The 18,370-nt window shown below is 58.4% G+C and carries 11 protein-coding genes and 4 pseudogenes; 8 read left to right on the top strand and 7 right to left on the bottom strand.

What is annotated here, in order from left to right:
• Positions 1-226 precede the first annotated feature (226 nt).
• Complete coding sequence (locus L0U84_RS23260) at positions 227-1,054, top strand: FadR/GntR family transcriptional regulator (protein WP_233852988.1); 828 nt, start codon at positions 227-229, stop codon at positions 1,052-1,054.
• Between the two features lie 498 nt (positions 1,055-1,552).
• Here the strand turns inward: L0U84_RS23260 and L0U84_RS23255 are convergent, their stop codons facing one another.
• Positions 1,553-2,779, bottom strand: coding sequence for a multidrug effflux MFS transporter (locus L0U84_RS23255; protein ID WP_233852987.1), 1,227 nt, complete (start codon positions 2,777-2,779; stop codon positions 1,553-1,555).
• Positions 2,780-2,906: 127 nt separating this feature from the next.
• On the opposite strand from L0U84_RS23255, the gene L0U84_RS23250 reads away from it, so the two are divergent.
• Positions 2,907-3,848 (top strand): LysR family transcriptional regulator, encoded by a 942-nt coding sequence (locus L0U84_RS23250; RefSeq protein ID WP_233852986.1) that lies wholly within the window; start codon positions 2,907-2,909, stop codon positions 3,846-3,848.
• 91 nt (positions 3,849-3,939) lie between these two features.
• Here L0U84_RS23250 and L0U84_RS23245 read toward each other — a convergent pair.
• A pseudogene (locus tag L0U84_RS23245) lies at positions 3,940-4,340 on the bottom strand (transposase); the annotation flags it as partial.
• A 290-nt stretch (positions 4,341-4,630) separates the two neighbouring features.
• Positions 4,631-5,272 (bottom strand): LysE family translocator, encoded by a 642-nt coding sequence (locus L0U84_RS23240; protein ID WP_233852985.1) that lies wholly within the window; start codon positions 5,270-5,272, stop codon positions 4,631-4,633.
• Positions 5,273-5,386: 114 nt separating this feature from the next.
• Here L0U84_RS23240 and L0U84_RS23235 point away from each other — a divergent pair, with 114 nt between their 5' ends.
• Entirely contained in the window at positions 5,387-5,830 is a 444-nt protein-coding gene (locus L0U84_RS23235; protein ID WP_233852984.1) for an Lrp/AsnC family transcriptional regulator, read from the top strand.
• Positions 5,831-7,024: 1,194 nt separating this feature from the next.
• Here the strand turns inward: L0U84_RS23235 and L0U84_RS23230 are convergent.
• Together L0U84_RS23230 and L0U84_RS23225 are read right to left on the bottom strand one after the other, a co-directional pair.
• The gene (locus L0U84_RS23230) at positions 7,025-8,119 is read right to left on the bottom strand and encodes a branched-chain amino acid aminotransferase (protein WP_233856711.1); all 1,095 of its coding nucleotides are present in this window, start codon (positions 8,117-8,119) and stop codon (positions 7,025-7,027) included.
• 215 nt (positions 8,120-8,334) lie between these two features.
• A pseudogene (locus tag L0U84_RS23225) lies at positions 8,335-9,483 on the bottom strand (2-isopropylmalate synthase); the annotation flags it as partial.
• Positions 9,484-9,816: 333 nt separating this feature from the next.
• Here L0U84_RS23225 and L0U84_RS23220 point away from each other — a divergent pair.
• The gene (locus L0U84_RS23220) at positions 9,817-10,653 is read left to right on the top strand and encodes a transposase (RefSeq protein ID WP_233852983.1); all 837 of its coding nucleotides are present in this window, start codon (positions 9,817-9,819) and stop codon (positions 10,651-10,653) included.
• Positions 10,654-10,929: 276 nt separating this feature from the next.
• On the opposite strand, the pseudogene L0U84_RS23215 reads toward L0U84_RS23220, so the two are convergent.
• Positions 10,930-11,684, bottom strand: a pseudogene (locus tag L0U84_RS23215) (IS6 family transposase).
• Between the two features lie 435 nt (positions 11,685-12,119).
• On the bottom strand, positions 12,120-13,007 hold the full coding sequence (locus L0U84_RS23205) for a LysR family transcriptional regulator (RefSeq protein WP_233852982.1): 888 nt from the start codon (positions 13,005-13,007) through the stop codon (positions 12,120-12,122).
• A gap of 709 nt (positions 13,008-13,716) precedes the next feature.
• Between L0U84_RS23205 and L0U84_RS23200 the strand changes: the two genes are divergently transcribed.
• The 4 genes and pseudogenes from L0U84_RS23200 to L0U84_RS23185 all read left to right on the top strand — a co-directional run bounded on the left by L0U84_RS23200 (position 13,717) and on the right by L0U84_RS23185 (position 18,267).
• Entirely contained in the window at positions 13,717-14,229 is a 513-nt protein-coding gene (locus tag L0U84_RS23200) for an MFS transporter (RefSeq protein ID WP_233852980.1), read from the top strand.
• Positions 14,230-14,300: 71 nt separating this feature from the next.
• Positions 14,301-15,566, top strand: a complete 1,266-nt coding sequence (locus L0U84_RS23195) for an IS256 family transposase (RefSeq protein ID WP_233849448.1) — start codon at positions 14,301-14,303, stop codon at positions 15,564-15,566.
• 50 nt (positions 15,567-15,616) lie between these two features.
• A pseudogene (locus L0U84_RS23190) lies at positions 15,617-16,522 on the top strand (MFS transporter); the annotation flags it as partial.
• Between the two features lie 164 nt (positions 16,523-16,686).
• Positions 16,687-18,267, top strand: a complete 1,581-nt coding sequence (locus L0U84_RS23185) for a carboxylesterase/lipase family protein (protein WP_233852978.1) — start codon at positions 16,687-16,689, stop codon at positions 18,265-18,267.
• Positions 18,268-18,370 lie beyond the last annotated feature (103 nt).

Below are 18,370 nucleotides of genomic sequence, written 5' to 3'. Positions count from 1 at the left end.
ATATTTTATGAAGTCAAGCCTTCTCATCCTGTGCCTGCCCTGCCCGACGGGTGCCGCCCGCCCGGCGAGGTCACGGGCAGCGCTATCCCAGGACAAACCCGCATCCGCGAAACCAGTCGACTGTGACTCGCATGACGGGCAGTCGCCGCCGAAATATCGAAATATCGACCGAATTGACTTTCGGTGCTAGAGTGGAGTTTGGTCAACTAAAGTCATATCAAACCTCATGCAGCGCGATATCCGGGAAACAAAGAAATCGCTCACCGTGAGTCCGGTTGTGGTCCCGCGGGCGCATGAAGTGCTGGCGGGCCAACTGCGGGACCGCATCCTCAAGCGGGAGATACCGGAAGGCCAAGCCCTTCCTACCGAGCGGGAGCTCGTGGAGCAATCGGGCCTCACGCGCAGCGTCGTGCGCGATGCGCTACGCATGCTCTCCGTGGAGGGATTGATCCAAACCAAGCCAGGGCGCGCCGGCGGCAGTGTCGTGACACTGCCCAGCCACGACGCAATGGCATCGGCCATCTTCAGGTTCGTTCAGGGACGCCGAATCTCCATCCGGAGTCTTCAGGAAACGCGCGAGCTGCTGGAGCCGTTTCTTGCGCGACTCGCAGCGGAGCGACGTACCGAGGAACAACTCCAGGAGCTGAAGGCGCTGCATGAAGACCTGGTGAGCAGTGTGAACAGCTTTCAGGATTTCACGCTTGCCAACCTCAAGTGGCACAACGCGGTCGCCAGGGCAAGCGGCAATGAACTGCTGTCGACACTGCTCTATTCCATCTCGCACGGCGTGCAGCTGGCGACAATGGCTGAAGAATTCGATACGCCCGTCATCCGCAAGCAGGTCATCGAGGTTCATTCCCGCGTGAATCAGGCAATCGAGTCAGGCGACCCCGACGCCGCGGAATACGCCATGCGCAAGCATATAACCGCATCGCGACCTCATTCACTCGCGACCTTGTCGGCGCAGGTCCCGCTCGCAGAAGAAGTCGACGCATCTCAGCCCTCTTCGAAACCTCAAGCCCGCCCCAGGACACGCAAACAGGCCGAAAATTGATTGTGCCCGGAATCGGGGACGCGCCCAAAAGTCCCGTCTCGACGAGCGAGGTTTGGAGCGGCTCGCGCTTAAGCAGCATGCGGTAGCAGGCGTCGATCAGGGCAGCCAGGACGATGGCGGAGCCCAGATCCGTCTTGCCGCCCGGCGTTCCTGATAGAAAAATCTTGGCGCCTTCCCCCAACCACGTGTCGCCAGTTAAAAGCACCATCACGTGAACCTTTGAGACCATCGGCTGCATGCCGATGTCGAAGGTCCGGAGCGTCTTGCGTAAGTTGCGGTGCGACTCGACGCGGTGGCATTCGATACGTAGATTGACCCGCTCCGCGAACTCGTGCGACGCGCCAAGCAACCGGGTGTTCACGTGGGCTTTTCGGTCGTGCCGTGAATGCCATAGCGCCAACAGCGGTGGAAAGCAACTCGCGACGACGGTACGCCGCAGCGGCGTGTCGCGCGAAACTGAGCGGTACCCGAAAATCTCGATCTGAGGAATACCCGCGCTCATTCATCACGCTGAGCGATCCAGAATGAGAGCTGCGCGATGGTTCCCGCCACGAGTAAGGTGGTTCCGGCTGCCAGTGCCGGATTGCTGCCAATCCCCGCCAGTGCAGTGCAAATTGCACCTACTGCCATCTGAACGAATCCATACAGCCCTGATGAAGACCCACTGATGTCGGGATTGACATTGAGCGCTTCGGCCATTGCAGTCGGAGAAGCAATGCCGGCACCATACGTCAAAATCAATATGGGGACGATCGTCAATGTCATCGAGAGATTGCCGGACATGGCTGATATGAAGAATATAGCCGCTCCAATGCAGCTCAACGCGTTGCCTCCCACCATGAGCCGAACGACAGGAATCCGTCCAATAAGTCTGACAGCAGTGAGATTTCCAAACCACACGCCAAGGATATTTAGCGCAAGATAAAAGCCTACCTCGTGCGCCGATCTATGGAGCTGATTTACGAAAATGAAAGGTGCGGCACCGATGAAGGCGTAAGTGGAAGTGGTTGCGCAACCGCCCCCAAACGCATAGCCGAGAAAGCGCCTGGATTTGATTAGATGTATGTAGTTATGGATGACGCTGGTGGTGTGGCTAGCAACTCGAACCGTCTCGCGCAACAAGAAAAATACAAGGATGACATTAAGCACGCCGAAAATGGACAGGAGCCCAAAAATGGATCTCCAGCTGAAGCCCTCGGTCAGTGCAGACCCCACAAGAGGGGCAAGGCCCGGCCCCGCCATGATAATGAGGTTGAGCATGGAGAGGCGTTTGGCCGCGTCGTTTCCGGCTACGCTATCTCGAATGATTGCACGTCCCAATACCAGGCCAGAACAGCCACCTAGTGCCTGAAAAAGTCTGGCGATAATGAGTGTCTCAATAGTCGGGGCCACGAATGCCGCGATGCTAGAGACGGCATAAACCACCATCCCAAATATCAGGACAGGACGTCGGCCGAAACAGTCGGAGACTGGCCCATATATGAGCTGTCCAATGGCGAGGCCCGCGATATAGAAGCTCAGAGTCAGTTGGACAGACGAAGCGCTGGCCGCAAGGTCTTGCGCTGCAGCTGGCAAGGCCGGCACGAAGATGTGCATTGCCAGCGTGCCAGTCAGTGTAATCAGGGCCAGGAGCCAGAGGGGCGATCGCTTAGCTGAAGTTAAAGCCAAGGCTGGCTGCTGTGATGTTTCCAACGGCTGATGACTCACTTCCAATGGATAGCTCAATGTCAAATTATGCTGAATTTGATGTTAATGGTGAGTTGCCACGCGATCAATTGGCCGCTCCGGGATTTACTATCGCCAAGAATGGTAAAATCAGGGGTCCGGGCTTCAGACTTCATCGGCGGCTGTCATGGCGAACTGGGATCGCATCCGCACCTTCTTGCGCGTAGTTGAGCGCGGCGGCTTTACCGCCGCCGCCAAGCAGTTGGGGGCACCCGTAACGAGTGTCAGCCGCAAAGTTATCGCGCTGGAGGAGGAACTTGGCGTTCGCTTGCTCAACAGGACGACCCGCCACGTATCGGCGACCCAGGCTGGCCGCGAGTTGTACGACCGCTGCGTCCAGGCTGAAGCAATCGTGGACGACGCTGAGCGGGTCGTCAGGGCCTTGCGTGAGGAACCGGTCGGCGTGCTCAAGATTCTTGCGCCATATACCTTGGGATTAACTGTCCTGGAGCCGGCCCTGACCGAGTTCCGGAGGCGCTACCCGCAAGTGCGTTTGGAACTGACTCTCGATAACCAACCGCTCGATCTCATTGAGCACGGATTCGATATCGCCCTGCACCGCGGTACGTTGCCGGACTCTGGCTACATGTTCAGGATGCTCGGTCAATCGCGGGCTGTGCTGGTGGCCAGCCCGTCATATCTCGATCGTGCTGGGCGCCCTGAACTACCAGAGCACCTTCTTCAGCATGCGTTACTCGTTCTTGGCAGAGTAGAGCCTGCGACTTGGCGCTTACTGAACCCCTCCGGCTCTGTTGTCGAGATCATCGTGAGTCCCGCTATTGCATCTAACGAGTCCTTAGCCCTCGTAAGGCAAGCAATAGGGAGCGCAGGGATAGCATTGGCTTCAGATCAATTGGTTAGTCGGCATGTCGAGCAGGGCAAGCTAGAGGTGGTGTTGCCAGGTTGGCAACGCGCCGAAGACACGGATGTTGCTTTGCTGTTTCCTTCTCAGGCAACGCTCGACCGGAAAGTCCGTCTTTTCATCGACTATTGCGTCGATATTTTTTCCCAGATCCCCGACTTGGCGCCCAACAAATCTCGTCATGCCGCGACCGGTTCAACCGGCTGATCGCTACCAAGCAATGTGCCCGATCACGAGATTGGTCAGTGGGTTGCCGAGATTGCAAATCAGTTCTTCAGAAAAGGCCTCGTTTGTCGCAGACCGTCTTGTCTCTGCGCCGACTGATTCCGAGAAGGTTAGCTTTTCCTCCGGTACTGTACTGCCGGGGCACAAGCCCAACCGATGCCGCGAAGTTGCGGCTGCATCCATAATGTTTGCCGTCGCCCATATCCGCAGCGAGCACGCTTGCCGTGACTGGACCTACTCCCGGAATGCTTAACAGGCGCGGGCCGATATCGTCGTCAGCGAGTTGGCGCGCCAGCTCTTGGCCAATCTCGTCGATTTGTCCGGTGAGGTACTTGAAGTGTTCGTGGAGGCGTTCGAGAATCAGAACCCACCTAGGTGGTAGTTCATGTGCAGCGAGGATGGCCGGCAACCGCGTGAGGCAGCCTTGCCCACTGGCAGACTGACCCCGTACTCGAGCAGGAAACCATCCTTCTGAACCAGCGGACCTAGAATGATCTTCTGGTGCGCGTGCGCCCGCCGCTGGCGCTGCCGCTCCGAGGCTCGATAAGCGGACCAACTCGACGATCGAAGCCACCCAGGATCGTCTGACGTCGGAACAGCGGGAAACGGTTCGGCGAGAAGACGTCACCCGTCCGCAACGCAAGCAGGCCCGGGAGCACGCTGAGTACCAGCGACGCAAGCGGCGGCAGGACATGGCGCACGGGCCCATCTACGAGCCGTACCAACCGGTGCGGCCTGCACTCCGACCGAGGCTCGGCCTTTGATTACGCGACGAGGCGCAATCCAATGACCATCTGGACCAGCCCGAAGGCCCCAATGGCGAAAGCCGACAGGCGGGCGATGCCGTGCATGAACGACGTCGGCATCTTTCGACGCAGCACGGCTGACGTTCCGCTCAGGCATAGCCACCAGGCCGCCGAGCCAATGAACACCCCGGCTACCATTGACGAGGTTGCGAGCCACATCGCGCCGCCGTCCTCCCGTTGTCCCGCGGGAAGCGGGCCAAGTGCCGCAAAGATCCCGATGAACGATAGGATCGTCATGGGGTTGGAAAGCGTCAGGCCAAACGTCGTCAGGAAATCCCGGCACACGGCTGGGGACAATACCTCCTCTGATGCAGGCGATGGCGTCTGCGTGTCCTTGGCGATACTCCACGCCAGCCACATGAGAAATGCGCCCCCACCGATTTTTAAGACGGTTGCCAGCAGTGGTACGGCCGTTGCAACTCCCACGATGCCAATCGCGCCAAGGAGCCCGTAAGCCGTATCAGCACAGGCGGCACCGATACCCGTCGCAAAGCCGGAGCAGAACCCACGCTTCAGGCTTCGTTGGATGCAGAGCAGGCCAATCGGACCTACCGGCGCAGCGATTGAGAACCCGATGGCGACCGATTTGATGAATAACATTTGCCCCTCTCTACGATGGACGTCGATATAAGGCGACATCGTAGGCAACCCATTGGTGACACGGAAGTCTATTTTTAAAGGAAAATGCCGTTTTTACCTTAAAAAATATCCACCATGGACGAACTGGACTGGAAGGTGCTCGGCTTTCTACAGCGAAACGGCCGCATGACCTACACGGAACTTGCCCGGCTCGTCCATCTGTCCGTCCCAGCCGTGACCGAGCGGGTCAGACGTCTTGAAGAGGCGGGTGTGATCGAAGGGTATGCAGCCCGTGTCAATCTGGCGGCGGCCGGTTACCAGGTCGGCGCGCTGGTCGGCATCACCGTGGCCCAACCGGCGAAAGTGAAGTTTCTCAAACTGCTGGACACGATCCCCGAAGTGCTCGAATGCCATCATGTGACCGGAGCAGACTCGTACATCATGCGCCTGGTCGCGGTGAGCATGATCGACTTGGAGCGACTGATCGAGCGGATCAACTTGTACGGCGAGACCCGCACGTCGATCGTGATGTCAACGCCGTTGCCTTCGCGTGCCGTGGAACGGCCAGGGCGAACATGACAGGGGATCAGGACCGGAGGGTTTTCAATTTCCCAGTAGCACGGTTCGCTCGAAAAAACACTTCGATAGTAAACCCCATCGGCAATCATCCGCCCGATCTCGAACGGGGGAGATCCCGACGGTCTTACCCTTCACGGTCCGCACTCGCTCACCAAAGCAAAGTTGTGTTTATTGTTGTGCATCGCAAAATCTCTCACTCTAGTCCGCCAGGCAACGCGAGGTCGGCCATTTCCATTGCAAGTAGAGTTGTGTCTATCGTTAAGCCGCACGTCAAGTAAAGTTGTGTCGCGATGGGGCACTCGAATCACCCACCATGATCGGGGCGTACAAGCTGCACGCCCGTTTCGGCGCACGGTCGAGATAACCACGCATGCCGTGGAGAGTCACTCGGATAGACACAACTTTACTTGGCAACAAGTTCTCCCAGAAAAAGTGAAACGTATCCACGCTATTGAGCTAAGTCTGATTCTGCTTATAGCGCACAGCAGACCTTTCACGCGCGACACGCGAACGCCAACTGTTTGGACGCCACTATCGACGCCGATATGAAAACCAAGACCCTCTCAACGAATTTACCTGCCACTCCTCCATTTCTCGATCGAGTGCGCGCAAGGCTCGACATAGATGTCTGCAATCGAGAACGTCTACGGTCAAAGGTGTTCGAATCGAATGGCCGATGAGGAAGTATTCGATGCGATGGTAATGGCCTATCGCTGCCTGAAGCTTGTCCTGGAACCTGACGGCGCCGCCCCTGGCTGCGGTGCTTCGGCGCAAGGTCGACTTCGAAGGGAAGACCGTTGTGCTTCTTATCTCCGGCGGCAATGTTGATCCCTCTGTTTTCATGCGAGCACTCCATGCATCCTGAAGCCCGTCTTGCCGCGCTCGGCCTGACATTGCAGAGCGCGATTCCGCCCTCCGAACATTAAGTGCCCTTCGGGACTGGCGGCAGTCTGCTGTATCTGTCGGGCCATGGTAGTCGAGCCTGAACGTGACGACTCCGCCGGGATTGGCAGCAGCGTACAGGCCGTCCCGGTCAAAGACCTTATACAGCCTGTCCTGGACTTAAGGATTCCGGAGCTTTGTATCGGTCAGCACGGGCGCAAGCGCTACTTTTTCCTTTGCGTATACCGTCAGACTCCATACCGTCAACAGAACCGTGTAGCGCCCGCCTGCTCAGAGCAGTTCTCTCCATGCTCATTTGACGCGATGGACCCAGCCGAAAGGATCCGCGATCTTGCCGCGCTGGATCCCGGTCAGCAGCGTGCGGATGTGTCGCGTCACCTCGCCTTCGTCGCCGTGACCGATTGTGAATTCCCCGTCAGCATGCCGCACCTGCCCGATCGCGGTGACCACCGCAGCGGTGCCGCACGCGAACACCTCCTTGACGCGGCCGCTGGCGGCGTCGGTACGCCATGTGTCGAACGCGTACGGCGTCTCCCTGACCGCAATCCCTTCCCGTTTGGCCAGCTCGATGATCGACGCACGGGTAATGCCCGGCAGAATGGTGCCCGACAGCGGCGGCGTCAATAGTGATCCGTCGTCCATCACGAAGAACACGTTCATTCCGCCCAGTTCCTCTATCCACCGGTGCTCCGCCGCATCGAGAAAGACGACCTGGTCACAGCCCTTCTCCGAGGCTTCCGTCTGTGCGATCAGGCTTGCCGCGTAATTCCCGCCGCACTTCGCCGCGCCGGTGCCGCCCGGGGCCGCTCGCGTGTATTGGTCCGACACCCACACGTTCACCGCCGTCTTGCCGGCTTTGAAGTACGGACCGACCGGGCAGGCGATCACGCAGAACACGTACTCGCTCGACGCGCGCACGCCGAGAAAATTTTCCGAGGCGAACATGAACGGCCGTAGGTACAGGCTGCCGTTGCCGCCAGGAACCCAGTCGCGGTCAATCGCGACGAGTGCTTCGACTGCCTGGAGGAAGACTGCTTCCGGCAGGTCAGCCATGGACATGCGGGCCGCCGATGCGCGAAACCGTCTGGCGTTTTCCAACGGCCGGAAAAGAGAAATCGCCCCGTCTTCGCCCCGGTAGGCCTTCATGCCTTCGAATATTTCCTGCGCGTAGTGCAGCACCGCACAGGCCGGATCGATCTGGAACGGACGGCGCGCTTCCACCTTCGCGTCGTGCCAGCCGAGGGCGTCAGTCCACCGGATCGTGACCATGTGATCGGTGAACACGCGTCCGAACATGGGGGTCGCGATGCTGGCCGCGATTTGTTCAGGTGATGTGCGCGTGGGGTGAGTTGTCGTGACGAACTGCAACTGTGTGTCAGTGTTCATGGTTCGATATTGCGTCGATGTTGAAGGGTAGTTCAGGTCTCGATGGATGCCTGCGCCATAACGTCCCGAACCAATGCTGCTAAACACCAGCATCGGCTCCGGCGTGCGCGAGGGAGTCCGCCAGCGGCTCTGCCACTGCCCATTTACTGCCGCACGTGGGCGAGTAGCAGAGGAGTCAGCTACTGCCGCGCGACGTGCGTCCCGGCGAAGCCGCATTCCCGTGCCAGTGCCAGCAACGCGTCATCCGAAACCGTCGATTTGCGATCAGCGAGCGCCTTGAAGCGCACGAATGCGCTATCCAGTTCGCTTTCGCTGCTCAGTAGGATACCGAGTTCCTGCAGCCGCTGCCTGAACGCGTTGCGGCCCGACAGCTTGCCGAGCACGATCCGGTTCGCGCTCCAGCCCACGTCTTCGGCGCGCATGATCTCGTAGGTATCGCGCGCCTTCAGCACGCCGTCCTGGTGAATGCCCGACGTATGTGCGAATGCGTTGGCGCCGACCACCGCCTTGTTCGGCTGGACCACGAAGCCGGTGATGTCCGAGACCAGTTGCGAGGTCGCGACGATCTGTGAGGTGTCGATGCCGACCTCGACACCGAAGTAGTCACGCCGCGTCCTGACTGCCATCACAATTTCCTCGAGCGCGGCATTGCCCGCCCGCTCGCCGAGGCCGTTGATCGCACATTCGATCTGACGCGCACCGCCCGACTTGACCGCCGCCAGCGAGTTCGCCACCGCCATGCCGAGATCGTCGTGGCAATGCGCCGAGAACACCGCCCGGTCCGAGTTTGGAATGCGCTGGCGCAGTTCCCTGATCAGCGCGGCGTAGCCCTCCGGCACCGCATAGCCGACCGTATCGGGAATGTTGATGGTGGTCGCGCCCTCATCGATCACAGCTTCCAGCACACGGCACAGAAAGTCCAGGTCGGAACGGCTGCCGTCTTCCGCCGAGAACTCGACATCGTCGGTCAAGTTGCGCGCCAGGCGTACCGCGCGACGCGCCTGCTCGTATACCTGCTCGGGTGTCGTGCGCAGCTTCTTTTCGATGTGCAACGCAGAGGTCGCAATGAACGTGTGGATGCGGAACCGGTTCGCCGGCTTCAGCGCGTCGGCTGCACGCGCAATGTCCAGTTCATTGGCGCGAGCGAGCGAACACACAACGCTGTCGCTTACATTGGCCGCGATCGCGCGAATCGCCTCAAAGTCGCCGTTCGAGCTTGCCGCGAAGCCCGCTTCGATCACGTCGACCCGCATGCGTTCGAGCTGCTTCGCGATGCGGATCTTCTCGTCCTTCGTCATCGACGCGCCTGGCGACTGTTCGCCATCGCGCAGAGTGGTGTCAAAAATGATAAGTCTGTCAGACATGCCCGTCTCCTGTAGGATCGGCCTCTGCATTGATTCTGGACAGGGGGATAACCCGTCCTGCCCGCCGGTGTCGCTGGATCACAGCGCCCCGGCCGATGGCGATTGTAGCGAGTCCATCCATCCACGGACCCAGGATCAACCCTCGCATGCCAAGGGGCCAGGGAAAGAATCCTTGCCGCAATGCGGAGCTGCTGGCCGCAGCACGACTGCCGATACCAACAACTGGTTGCGCGTTTTTTGAGGCCGTGGAATTTGTCTGCGAGCCGTATCGGGACTGGGATGCGGGGTTGGCGAGCCCGGATCGGCTAAAGTCAAGGGTCTGCGCATGCGAGAATGACTGCAAACCATGGCCGGCAGGCGATTCCCACGAAATTGACGGTTGAGCAGTTCGAGCAATTTGTCTTGCCGCATCGGAGCTGGGGCCGGCGCGGCCCGCCACCCACGCTGCCGTTGTACAGGATCTTCAATTACATCCTGCGGGCGCTCTATATGGGGTGTCAGTGGAAGATGCTGCCGATCGAAACGAATGCGCAGGGGCTGCCCGAAAATCACCCCACGCGCATCTACCGGATGATGCGACGCTGGCAGGCCGACGGCAGCATCGACCGTGTCTTTGCGGGTTCGGTCCGCCGGCTTCATGAGGACCAGCTGCCTGATCTGGATGTTATCCACGGCGACGGCACGACGACTGCGGCAAAGAAAGGCGGCGACAACCTGGGCTACAGCGGGCACAAGCACCTCAAGAGCGACAAGGCGGTGGCCTTCTGCGATCGCGCGTGCAACATTATCGCGCCATTCGTGGCGGCGCCGGGCAACCGCAATGAATCGCCGCTGCTGCGCGATGCGCTGCCCAGGCTCACCGCCATGGCCCGTGCCACAGGCATCGACCTGAAAGGCACCATCGTCAGTCTGGATGGCGTGTACGATCGCCGGGAAAACCGCAAGGCAATCTTCAATCGCGGCACGAGACCCACATCCCGGAGAACCCGCGTGGGCGCAAAACACCGAAGCGCGGCCGCAGGCGGCTTTTCGATGCGACCATCTTCGAAGAGCGCTTCCGGACCATCGAGCGTGTGTTCGCCTGGGAGGACACGTTCCGACGTCTGCTGCTGCGCTTCGAGCGCATCAGTGACGCGCACTACGCGCTCAAGACACTCGCCTGCGCGATGATCAACCTGCGGCACTACTGCAGGAACTGATCGCACGAGCTGCCCGAGGCGGCATCATTGGCCCTGTGCTCCGCACCGCGAGCGCACTCGACCTCCCGATAGCATCATCTTCGCATACCGAAATATAATTTCGCTTCCCCGGCGCGCCGTGCCGGATATGGATTGAAGCTTCCGGTTTGCCAGACTGCCCTGTGCATGGTCCGCGTCGAAACTAGCAACCAGTTGGTTGTCAAGTTGGCGATGTAGGCTACTCGTTTTGACGAAAGCATAGTTATCCTTATCCGATGACTGTCCCGACCGCGGCACAGTCAGTCCAACCATGCCATGCCGCCAGGCGTTCTTTGAGCACGGCACGGCACGGCACGGCACGGTGCGGTGACGTGCCGCGTTCATCCGATGTCTGGGTAACGCAAAATGCTGACGGATTGGACCGAAGCATGAAAGAAAGGCCCGCGTGCGGCGCACATCGCGAACGCCGCACATCTGACGTTCGCGCCTGCGGGTCGGCTGGTGGCTCTTCTCGGCTCGGTTGTTCACGCGTGCAGCCGCTTTGACGAAAACGTGCTTCACATGAGCAAGCGCGGGAATGTCAGCCTTTGCCGCCGGATAACTGCGCAACCGGTCGGTCACGATTTTGCACGGCACCGGGTTTGAGCGCAACAGTCTCCGAAAGAGCCGCTTTGCCGCAGCCTTGTCGCGCCGCTTTTACACCAGCACGTCGAGTTCGACACCATGCTCGTCGACCGCTCTCCACAACAGATACGGCTCGCCGCGCAGCGTCACAAACATTTCGTCCACATGCCATGTGTTGCCCGGATTGCGCCGCGCCGCTCTGGCGCAATGGGCGAATCCGGCACCGAACTTGTTGCACCAGCAATGGATCATTTCGTATGTGACCGCAACGCCACGCTCGAGCAGCAACTCCTCGATGTCGCGCAAGCTGAGGCCGAACCGGAAATACCAGCGAACGGCACAGTTGATGACGACAGCGGGGAAGCGGTGGCCGTGATAAAGCGATTTCGATTTCTTCATCACTTCATTCTACCGCCGCATCTCCAACAACCTGACAGTGCCCAATCGCCACCTATTGTAAGCAGAGGGTCGCGACGCGAATCATCCAGCTTGATCTTGACGCCGGCGGAACAATTGCGCGCGTCCGGCAACCCCAGTTGCTCGCACTCAATCTTTACGCCGTGTCACACGGCTCCGTATAGCCAACCTTGCCCCAGGGTACGGGCAATAGAAACGCTTGTGATCGGCGCGTGCGCCATCGCGTTCCACCAAGGCGTGTAGCCGGCAGTAGTCCAACCGACCGTGGTCCTTCGCCTCGAGGTCCTCGAGCCATCGCGCCTCAGAGCGCTCCATGCCGCCGAACTTCGCGCGACACATGTAGAACGACACGTCACTGAACCAGTGCTGCCCGCGCAGCTACGGTACTGAAGCTCTGCTTTCCGCAACGCGCATGCGTTATCCCGACTTAAGCGCATTCACAACAAGTCCGACTGCGCGCGACGACTTACGGCGACTCGGGTAGTAGACGTGATATCCGACGAAGGTGGGGAACCATTCTTCAAGCACCCATTCAAGGCGGCCGGATTTGACGTACGACTCGACCAGATCCTTGGGCACGTATACCAACCCGAATCCGCCGAGCGCAGCGTCGACCATCTGATAGACATTACTGAACGTAAGTTGGCCGTCCACCCGAACCTGGAGTTGGCGTTTGCCATTACTCAACTCCCATGGAAGCAGTGAATTTCTGGTGGGCAATCGAAGGTTGATGCAATTATGGAGTGTCAGATCATGCGGGGTTCTCGTCGCGGACCGCGATTTCAGATAAGCCGGAGATCCAACGATCGCCATCGTCATATCAGGAGCAATGCGCGCCGCAATCATGCCTTGAGCGACTTGATCGCCGAGTCGCACGCCGATGTCATAACGGTCCGCGACGATGTCCGAAAGTCCGTAGTCGGTCACAAGTTCGATCCGGAGTTCCGGATACGCACGCAGCAACCCCTGCACGCGCGGCCAGACGTAGGTGTTCCCCGCGTAGTCGGTGGCTGTGATCCGTACGGTACCGGCCGGTCGATCCGTCATCGCACGCAGCGAGTCAAGTTCGGCCTCAATTTCCTCCAATCGTGGTTCGATCGCGGAAACCAGCCTCTCTCCCGCATCCGTCAATGAAACGCTCCTCGTCGTTCTCATCAGCAACGGCAGACCCATCCGTTCTTCAAGACCGCGCACCGTCCGGCTCAGTGCTGACTGCGACACCCCGATCTGTGCTGCAGCGCGGGTGAAATTACGCTCGCGCGCGACAGCAAGGAACGCTACGAGATCGTTCAGATCTTCTTTCATTGATGCTCCACAGAATAGGAATATGCCGATATTGCCACCTAGTCGGGGCAGCGGACAGTCGATACATTGGACAAACTGAGCGACACGTTAACTGACCGAAACGGCATCACATTGGAGCAAACAATATCGAATTGAAACGCGAAGGTTCCCAACGCTCAATGCAATGTCCTGATGAATGGCTCAGCGGCACGGTGCGGATAGGTCCGCCGAATATCCATCCCCGTCTGCATGGGTTTCGTGCTCAAGGGTCAAGACCGGCATGAGGGTCTACACGAGTGGAGCGCAGCACTGAAGGAGTTCACTCGTCGCCCAAAGGTCTTTTCAGAATTGGTGGCTTGGGTATGTCGTATTGGCCGTGCGATTTCGTGGATCGCGCTAATCTGATCAACTATTTTGAACGCTCCTGTCTGTCAATTCAAGCTCGACGGCGGAGGCACGGAGGAAAAGTAGGCGGCTTGTGTTGCATGGTTTGCGCCGAACGCAAAGGTGCTTTGCTGGAGAAGCTAAATCCGCCAAGCACGCTTTATCCGGAGCGCAACAACACGAGTATATGGTCCTGCGCCGTATACGCCATGACCGGCGCAACGGCACCGGAGGATCGCGATGCGGATCTAATCTGGCTAATTGATGAAAATCACTACGTCGAGACGGGTCGGCCCTGTATAGGCGTCACGCGAGACGGAAATATATAAACTTCTAGGAGGAGACAATGCAAGCGTCAGAATCAGGCAGTGCGAAAAGCGCTGTGGACACACATATTTCGGCAGGAGACGAAAAGATGCTATCGCTTGAACAACGCGCCGTGGGCAAGGCCGCTCGGAATCTCGTCCCTCTAATTGTTATCTGCTTCTTCGTTGCGTATCTCGACAGGACAAACATCGGGATTGCTGCGCTGCAGATGAACAAAGACTTGGGCATGACTGCGTCTATGTTCGGCTTTGGCGCGGGTCTGTTCTTCTTGATGTACTTCGTGATGGAAGTGCCGTCGAACCTCTTGATGATGCGTTATGGCCCACGACTCTGGATCTCCCGCATTCTGTTGAGCTGGGGAGTCGTTGCGGGCGCAATGGCATTCGTCAAAGGCCCGATTAGCTTTTACGCGATGCGCGCGTTGCTGGGAGCGGCCGAAGCGGGCTTCTATCCGGCTGTCCTCTTTTACCTGACCCAGTGGTTTCCAGAGTTATCGTTGGATCTGGTGTACGGGGTTGAGGCGGGGAATTGAGAAGGCGGTGGCGGTTAGCCGAGAATGTTGCTTGTCGAGAGTAACAACCAGCTAACCGGAATCCACCACCAATGAATGAGTTTACGGAAGAAACGAACGGCGGTAAAGCAACAACGTTGGGCAGCCTGGACGATCTGATCCAGCGCGGTGCCCGTCAGATCATCCAGCAGGCGATCGAGGCGGAATTGGCGACATTGCTCGAGCAGTACGGGAACGTGAAGACACTCGACGGCCGGCGGGCCGTGGTGCGTAACGGCTATCTGCCTACACGTGAGGTCGTCACGGCGATCGGTCCGGTTCCCGTCAAGGTGCCGAAGGTACGTGACCGCTCAGGCTCGGGCGTGAAGTTCAATTCGTACATTGTGCCGCCCTACATCCGCAAGTCATCACGCGTGTCGGCGGCGCTGCCGTGGCTTTATCTGCGCGGCGTGTCGACCGGGGACATGAGCGAGGCGCTCAGCGTACTGCTGGGCGAACAGGCTAAAGGGCTTTCGCCGAACGTGGTCAGCCGACTGAAGGCTCAATGGGCAGAAGAGCATCTGCTCTGGAACCGGCGGGACCTGTCGGAAGCACGTTGGGTCTACTGGTGGGCTGACGGCATTCACACGGGGCTGCGCAGCGACGATTCCGACGGCCAGTGCCTGCTCGTCATCATCGGCGTGAAGCCGGACGGAACGAAGGAGCGCGTGGCAATCGCCGACGGCTATCGCGAATCAAAGGACGCGTGGCGCGACGTGTTGCTGGATCTGAAGGCACGTGGCCTGCAAAGCGGCCCGCTGCTTGCAAGCGGGGACGGCGCCATGGGGTTGTGGGCGGCGCTGGCCGAAGTGTTCCCACAGACGCGGCACCAGCGCTGCTGGTTTCACAAAACCGGCAACGTGCTCAACGCATTGCCGAAGTCACAGCATGGTCGAGCCAAAGCCGGCCTACAGGAAATCTGGCAAGCCGCCACGCGTGAAGACGCATTCGTGGCCTTTGATCGTTTCGTCGAGCTCTATTCGGCCAAATATCCCAAGGCGGCCGGGAAGCTGACAGGCGATCGCGATGAACTGCTGGCCTTCTACGACTTTCCCGCAGAGCACTGGCAGCATCTGCGAACCACAAACCCCATCGAGTCGACGTTCGCGACCGTGCGGCATCGAACCACCCGCACGCGCAATTGCGTTTCGCGCGCAACCTTCCTCGGTCTGGCATTCAAGCTCATCGAGTCAGCCGAACAATCGTGGCGGCGCATTCGTGCGCCAGAGAAAATCGCCTCGCTCCTTGAAGGCAAACCTTTCAAAGACGGGCTACCGGTGACCGACAGCACACCGGCTCAGCAACCGCTGGCCGCCTGATCATGCCGAATCCCAAACACCAGATTTGACAGTAACTCTGGTTTCCACCCGCTTACCGTGCGCGCGTCATTGGGTACCTCAATGTCGCTGGACCACTGGCCTTCTTGATTGGCGCACCGATTTCGAGCGCGCTGCTAGGGTTCGATGGGCTGCTGAATCTACGGGGTTGGCAGTGGCTATTCATTATTGAGGCCCTGCCGGCGATATTCTTGGCGGGTGTCGTCTTGAAACGCCTGCCAGATCGTCCGTCAGAAGCGAAATGGCTGGCGCCTGATGAACGCAATTGGTTAGACGAGCAATTGGCCAAGGAAGAACGAGCACGAAAAGCCATTCGTGATTACACGGTCATTCAAGCAATGCTTTCTCCAGCAGTGTATATCCTAGGCTTCGTGATGTGCAGCGTGGTTCTGAACGTCTACAGCGTAGGATTCTTTCTGCCACAAATTGTGAAGGCGTTTGGCTTGACCTATACCCAAACAGGCCTTCTCTCAGCGGTCCCTTTTATCGCGGGGAGCGTCGGTATCCTGTGGATGGCTCGCCGCTCGGACGCGAAGGGAGAGCGTAGATGGCATACAGCTATCCCGCTTTTTCTTGCCGCAATCGGTCTAGTGATCGCTGCGCTTGCGCAAAACCTCGAAGTCAAATTCCTGGCTTTCAGTCTCGTTGCGTTCGGTGCGTATGGCTGCGTTTCAGCGTTCTGGACCTTGCCATCAACGTTCCTGACTGGCGCTGCAATGGCAAGTGGCATCGCTGTGATCAATTCAATTGGCGCACTCGGTGGCTTTGCCGGGCCATGGCTCATGGGCATCGTAAAAGACGCAACAGGCAGCTTTTCCGGTGGATTGCTGTGTTTGGCAATCGTTGATGTGCTCGCGGTTGCGGCGGTATTCGCCCTACCGTCGATGCGCCACGCTTCAGAAGACGCGTGGGGTTCGGGCACCAAGAGGGTTCGCTGACGCAAACGGCGTCGAAGATGCCACATTAGCGCGCCGGATAATCCAACATCTGGCGCGCCCACTAACGTTGCTCAAAGGTGCGAACGGCGGCGTTGTTGAAAAATGGAGTCGCTGAATTGCGACACCTTAGCTTTCCAATTAAATCGAAAAAATGGAGACCCGGAATGTCACTTAAAGACATCTCGACGGCAGTTTGTCTGACGGCGATGTTGACATTTGGTGCGGCGGCCTCAGCTCGGCCCACCGCGACGATCGACATCGACAGCGGTCCTGTTCGTGGCAGTGACGACGGTGCCATGAAGACCTATCTCGGTATTCCGTATGCCGCGCCACCAGTGGGCGAACTACGATGGAGGCCGCCGCAAGCACCAGCACATTGGTCTTCAACGCTTGAAGCAAACACACCAGGAAACGCCTGCGCTCAAAACGGAGATCTCGGAGCGTTTGCGTCGGCGGGCGGTCGCGAGGACTGCTTGTACCTCAACGTTTATGCGCCGAGCAACGCAAGCTCAGCGAGTGCGCCCAAGCCGGTTCTCGTCTGGATTCACGGAGGCAATCTCACGGTCGGGCAAGCAAATGACTACAACCCCAAAATGGTTGTGGGCAGAAATATGATCGTCGTTACCATCAACTATCGACTCGGCGTGCTTGGATTCTTCTCCAATCCTGATATCGACAACGAAGGGCATCCGTTCGGGAACTACGGTCAAATGGACCAAACATTTGCACTCGATTGGGTCCAGCGAAACATCGGCAAATTCGGCGGCGATCCTCACAACGTTACCATTGCCGGAGAGTCGTCGGGAGGGACCAGCGTCCTGGCGCAGATTACTTCACCGTGGGCGCAAGGTAAGTTCCAGCACGCGATTGTGATGAGCGGAGCTGCCGAGATCATCCGACATCCCTATTTCGGGGCGTCCCGCCCGGTCGAATATGCTCGCAACGTTGGCGAAAAGTTTGCCGATGCAGCAGCATGCAAGGGACAAGGCGCAGCTTGCCTTCGAAAGTTGCCGGTTGAGAAGATCCTCGCGCTGCAAAAGGACTATATCGTCAACCAAACGATTATCGACGGTAATTTTATGCCAACGCATCCGGGTGATGCGCTACGTACTGGCAAGTTCAACGATGTATCGATTGTCAATGGCACGACGCGTGACGAAGGGACTTTCTTCTCCGCACTGCCCGAGAATGCGACGGGCCAGGCGATGTCAGAAGAACGTTATCAAGGTACCCTCAAGGCCTTCTTTGGCGACAAGTTGGCGTCGTCGGTCGCAAAGGAGTACCCATCCTCGAATTACGAGACACCTAGTGAGGCATTCGCAGCAGTTGCGACGGACTATCTGTTTTCTTGCCCGGCACTCCAGATTGATAACTGGGCCTCAAAAAAGACAACAGTCCACGCTTACGAGTTCGCGGACAGGACCGCGCCTTCGTATATCCCGCCCACCACCTTCCCTCTGGGGGCTGCACACACATCGGAGCTCGCATATGTATTCGAGGGATTTCACGGAGGTAACCTTGGCGTCGCCCAGCCGTTGAATGCATATCAAAAGAAACTGTCCGACGAGATGGTGCGCTATTGGACAACATCGAATGACACCTCAAATTGGACGACGTGGCCAAAATTCGAATCGGCGCATCCTCAGATCCTCCAGCTTACCCTTCCGGCGGATCGGGTAATAAATGGCGCTCACTACGCAAAATTCCATCATTGCGGTTTTTGGAACGCGACTGGCGTATTTTAACGGCGACGTGACGAAATTAATTCTTGCTTGCTAGAAGCAAGCGAGAATCTCGATAGAATTTCCCCCAATAAACGTTCATCTACGACTTTGCGGTCAAGTCGAT

Origin of the sequence: Paraburkholderia sp. HD33-4 (assembly GCF_021390635.1) — a bacterium.
GTDB lineage: Bacteria > Pseudomonadota > Gammaproteobacteria > Burkholderiales > Burkholderiaceae > Paraburkholderia.
Note: the sequence above shows the minus strand (reverse complement) of the source record. Positions and strands in the feature narration are given on the sequence as shown.

Bases quoted from the DNA above. Each gene is read 5' to 3' on its own strand.
- L0U84_RS23260 (WP_233852988.1), top strand. From the start codon at position 227: ATGCAGCGCGATATCCGGGAAACAAAGAAATCGCTCACCGTGAGTCCG.
- L0U84_RS23250 (WP_233852986.1), top strand. From the start codon at position 2,907: ATGGCGAACTGGGATCGCATCCGCACCTTCTTGCGCGTAGTTGAGCGC.
- L0U84_RS23240 (WP_233852985.1), bottom strand. From the start codon at position 5,272: ATGTTATTCATCAAATCGGTCGCCATCGGGTTCTCAATCGCTGCGCCG.
- L0U84_RS23235 (WP_233852984.1), top strand. From the start codon at position 5,387: ATGGACGAACTGGACTGGAAGGTGCTCGGCTTTCTACAGCGAAACGGC.
- L0U84_RS23230 (WP_233856711.1), bottom strand. From the start codon at position 8,119: ATGAACACTGACACACAGTTGCAGTTCGTCACGACAACTCACCCCACG.
- L0U84_RS23220 (WP_233852983.1), top strand. From the start codon at position 9,817: ATGACTGCAAACCATGGCCGGCAGGCGATTCCCACGAAATTGACGGTT.
- L0U84_RS23205 (WP_233852982.1), bottom strand. From the start codon at position 13,007: ATGAAAGAAGATCTGAACGATCTCGTAGCGTTCCTTGCTGTCGCGCGC.
- L0U84_RS23200 (WP_233852980.1), top strand. From the start codon at position 13,717: ATGCAAGCGTCAGAATCAGGCAGTGCGAAAAGCGCTGTGGACACACAT.
- L0U84_RS23195 (WP_233849448.1), top strand. From the start codon at position 14,301: ATGAATGAGTTTACGGAAGAAACGAACGGCGGTAAAGCAACAACGTTG.
- L0U84_RS23185 (WP_233852978.1), top strand. From the start codon at position 16,687: ATGTCACTTAAAGACATCTCGACGGCAGTTTGTCTGACGGCGATGTTG.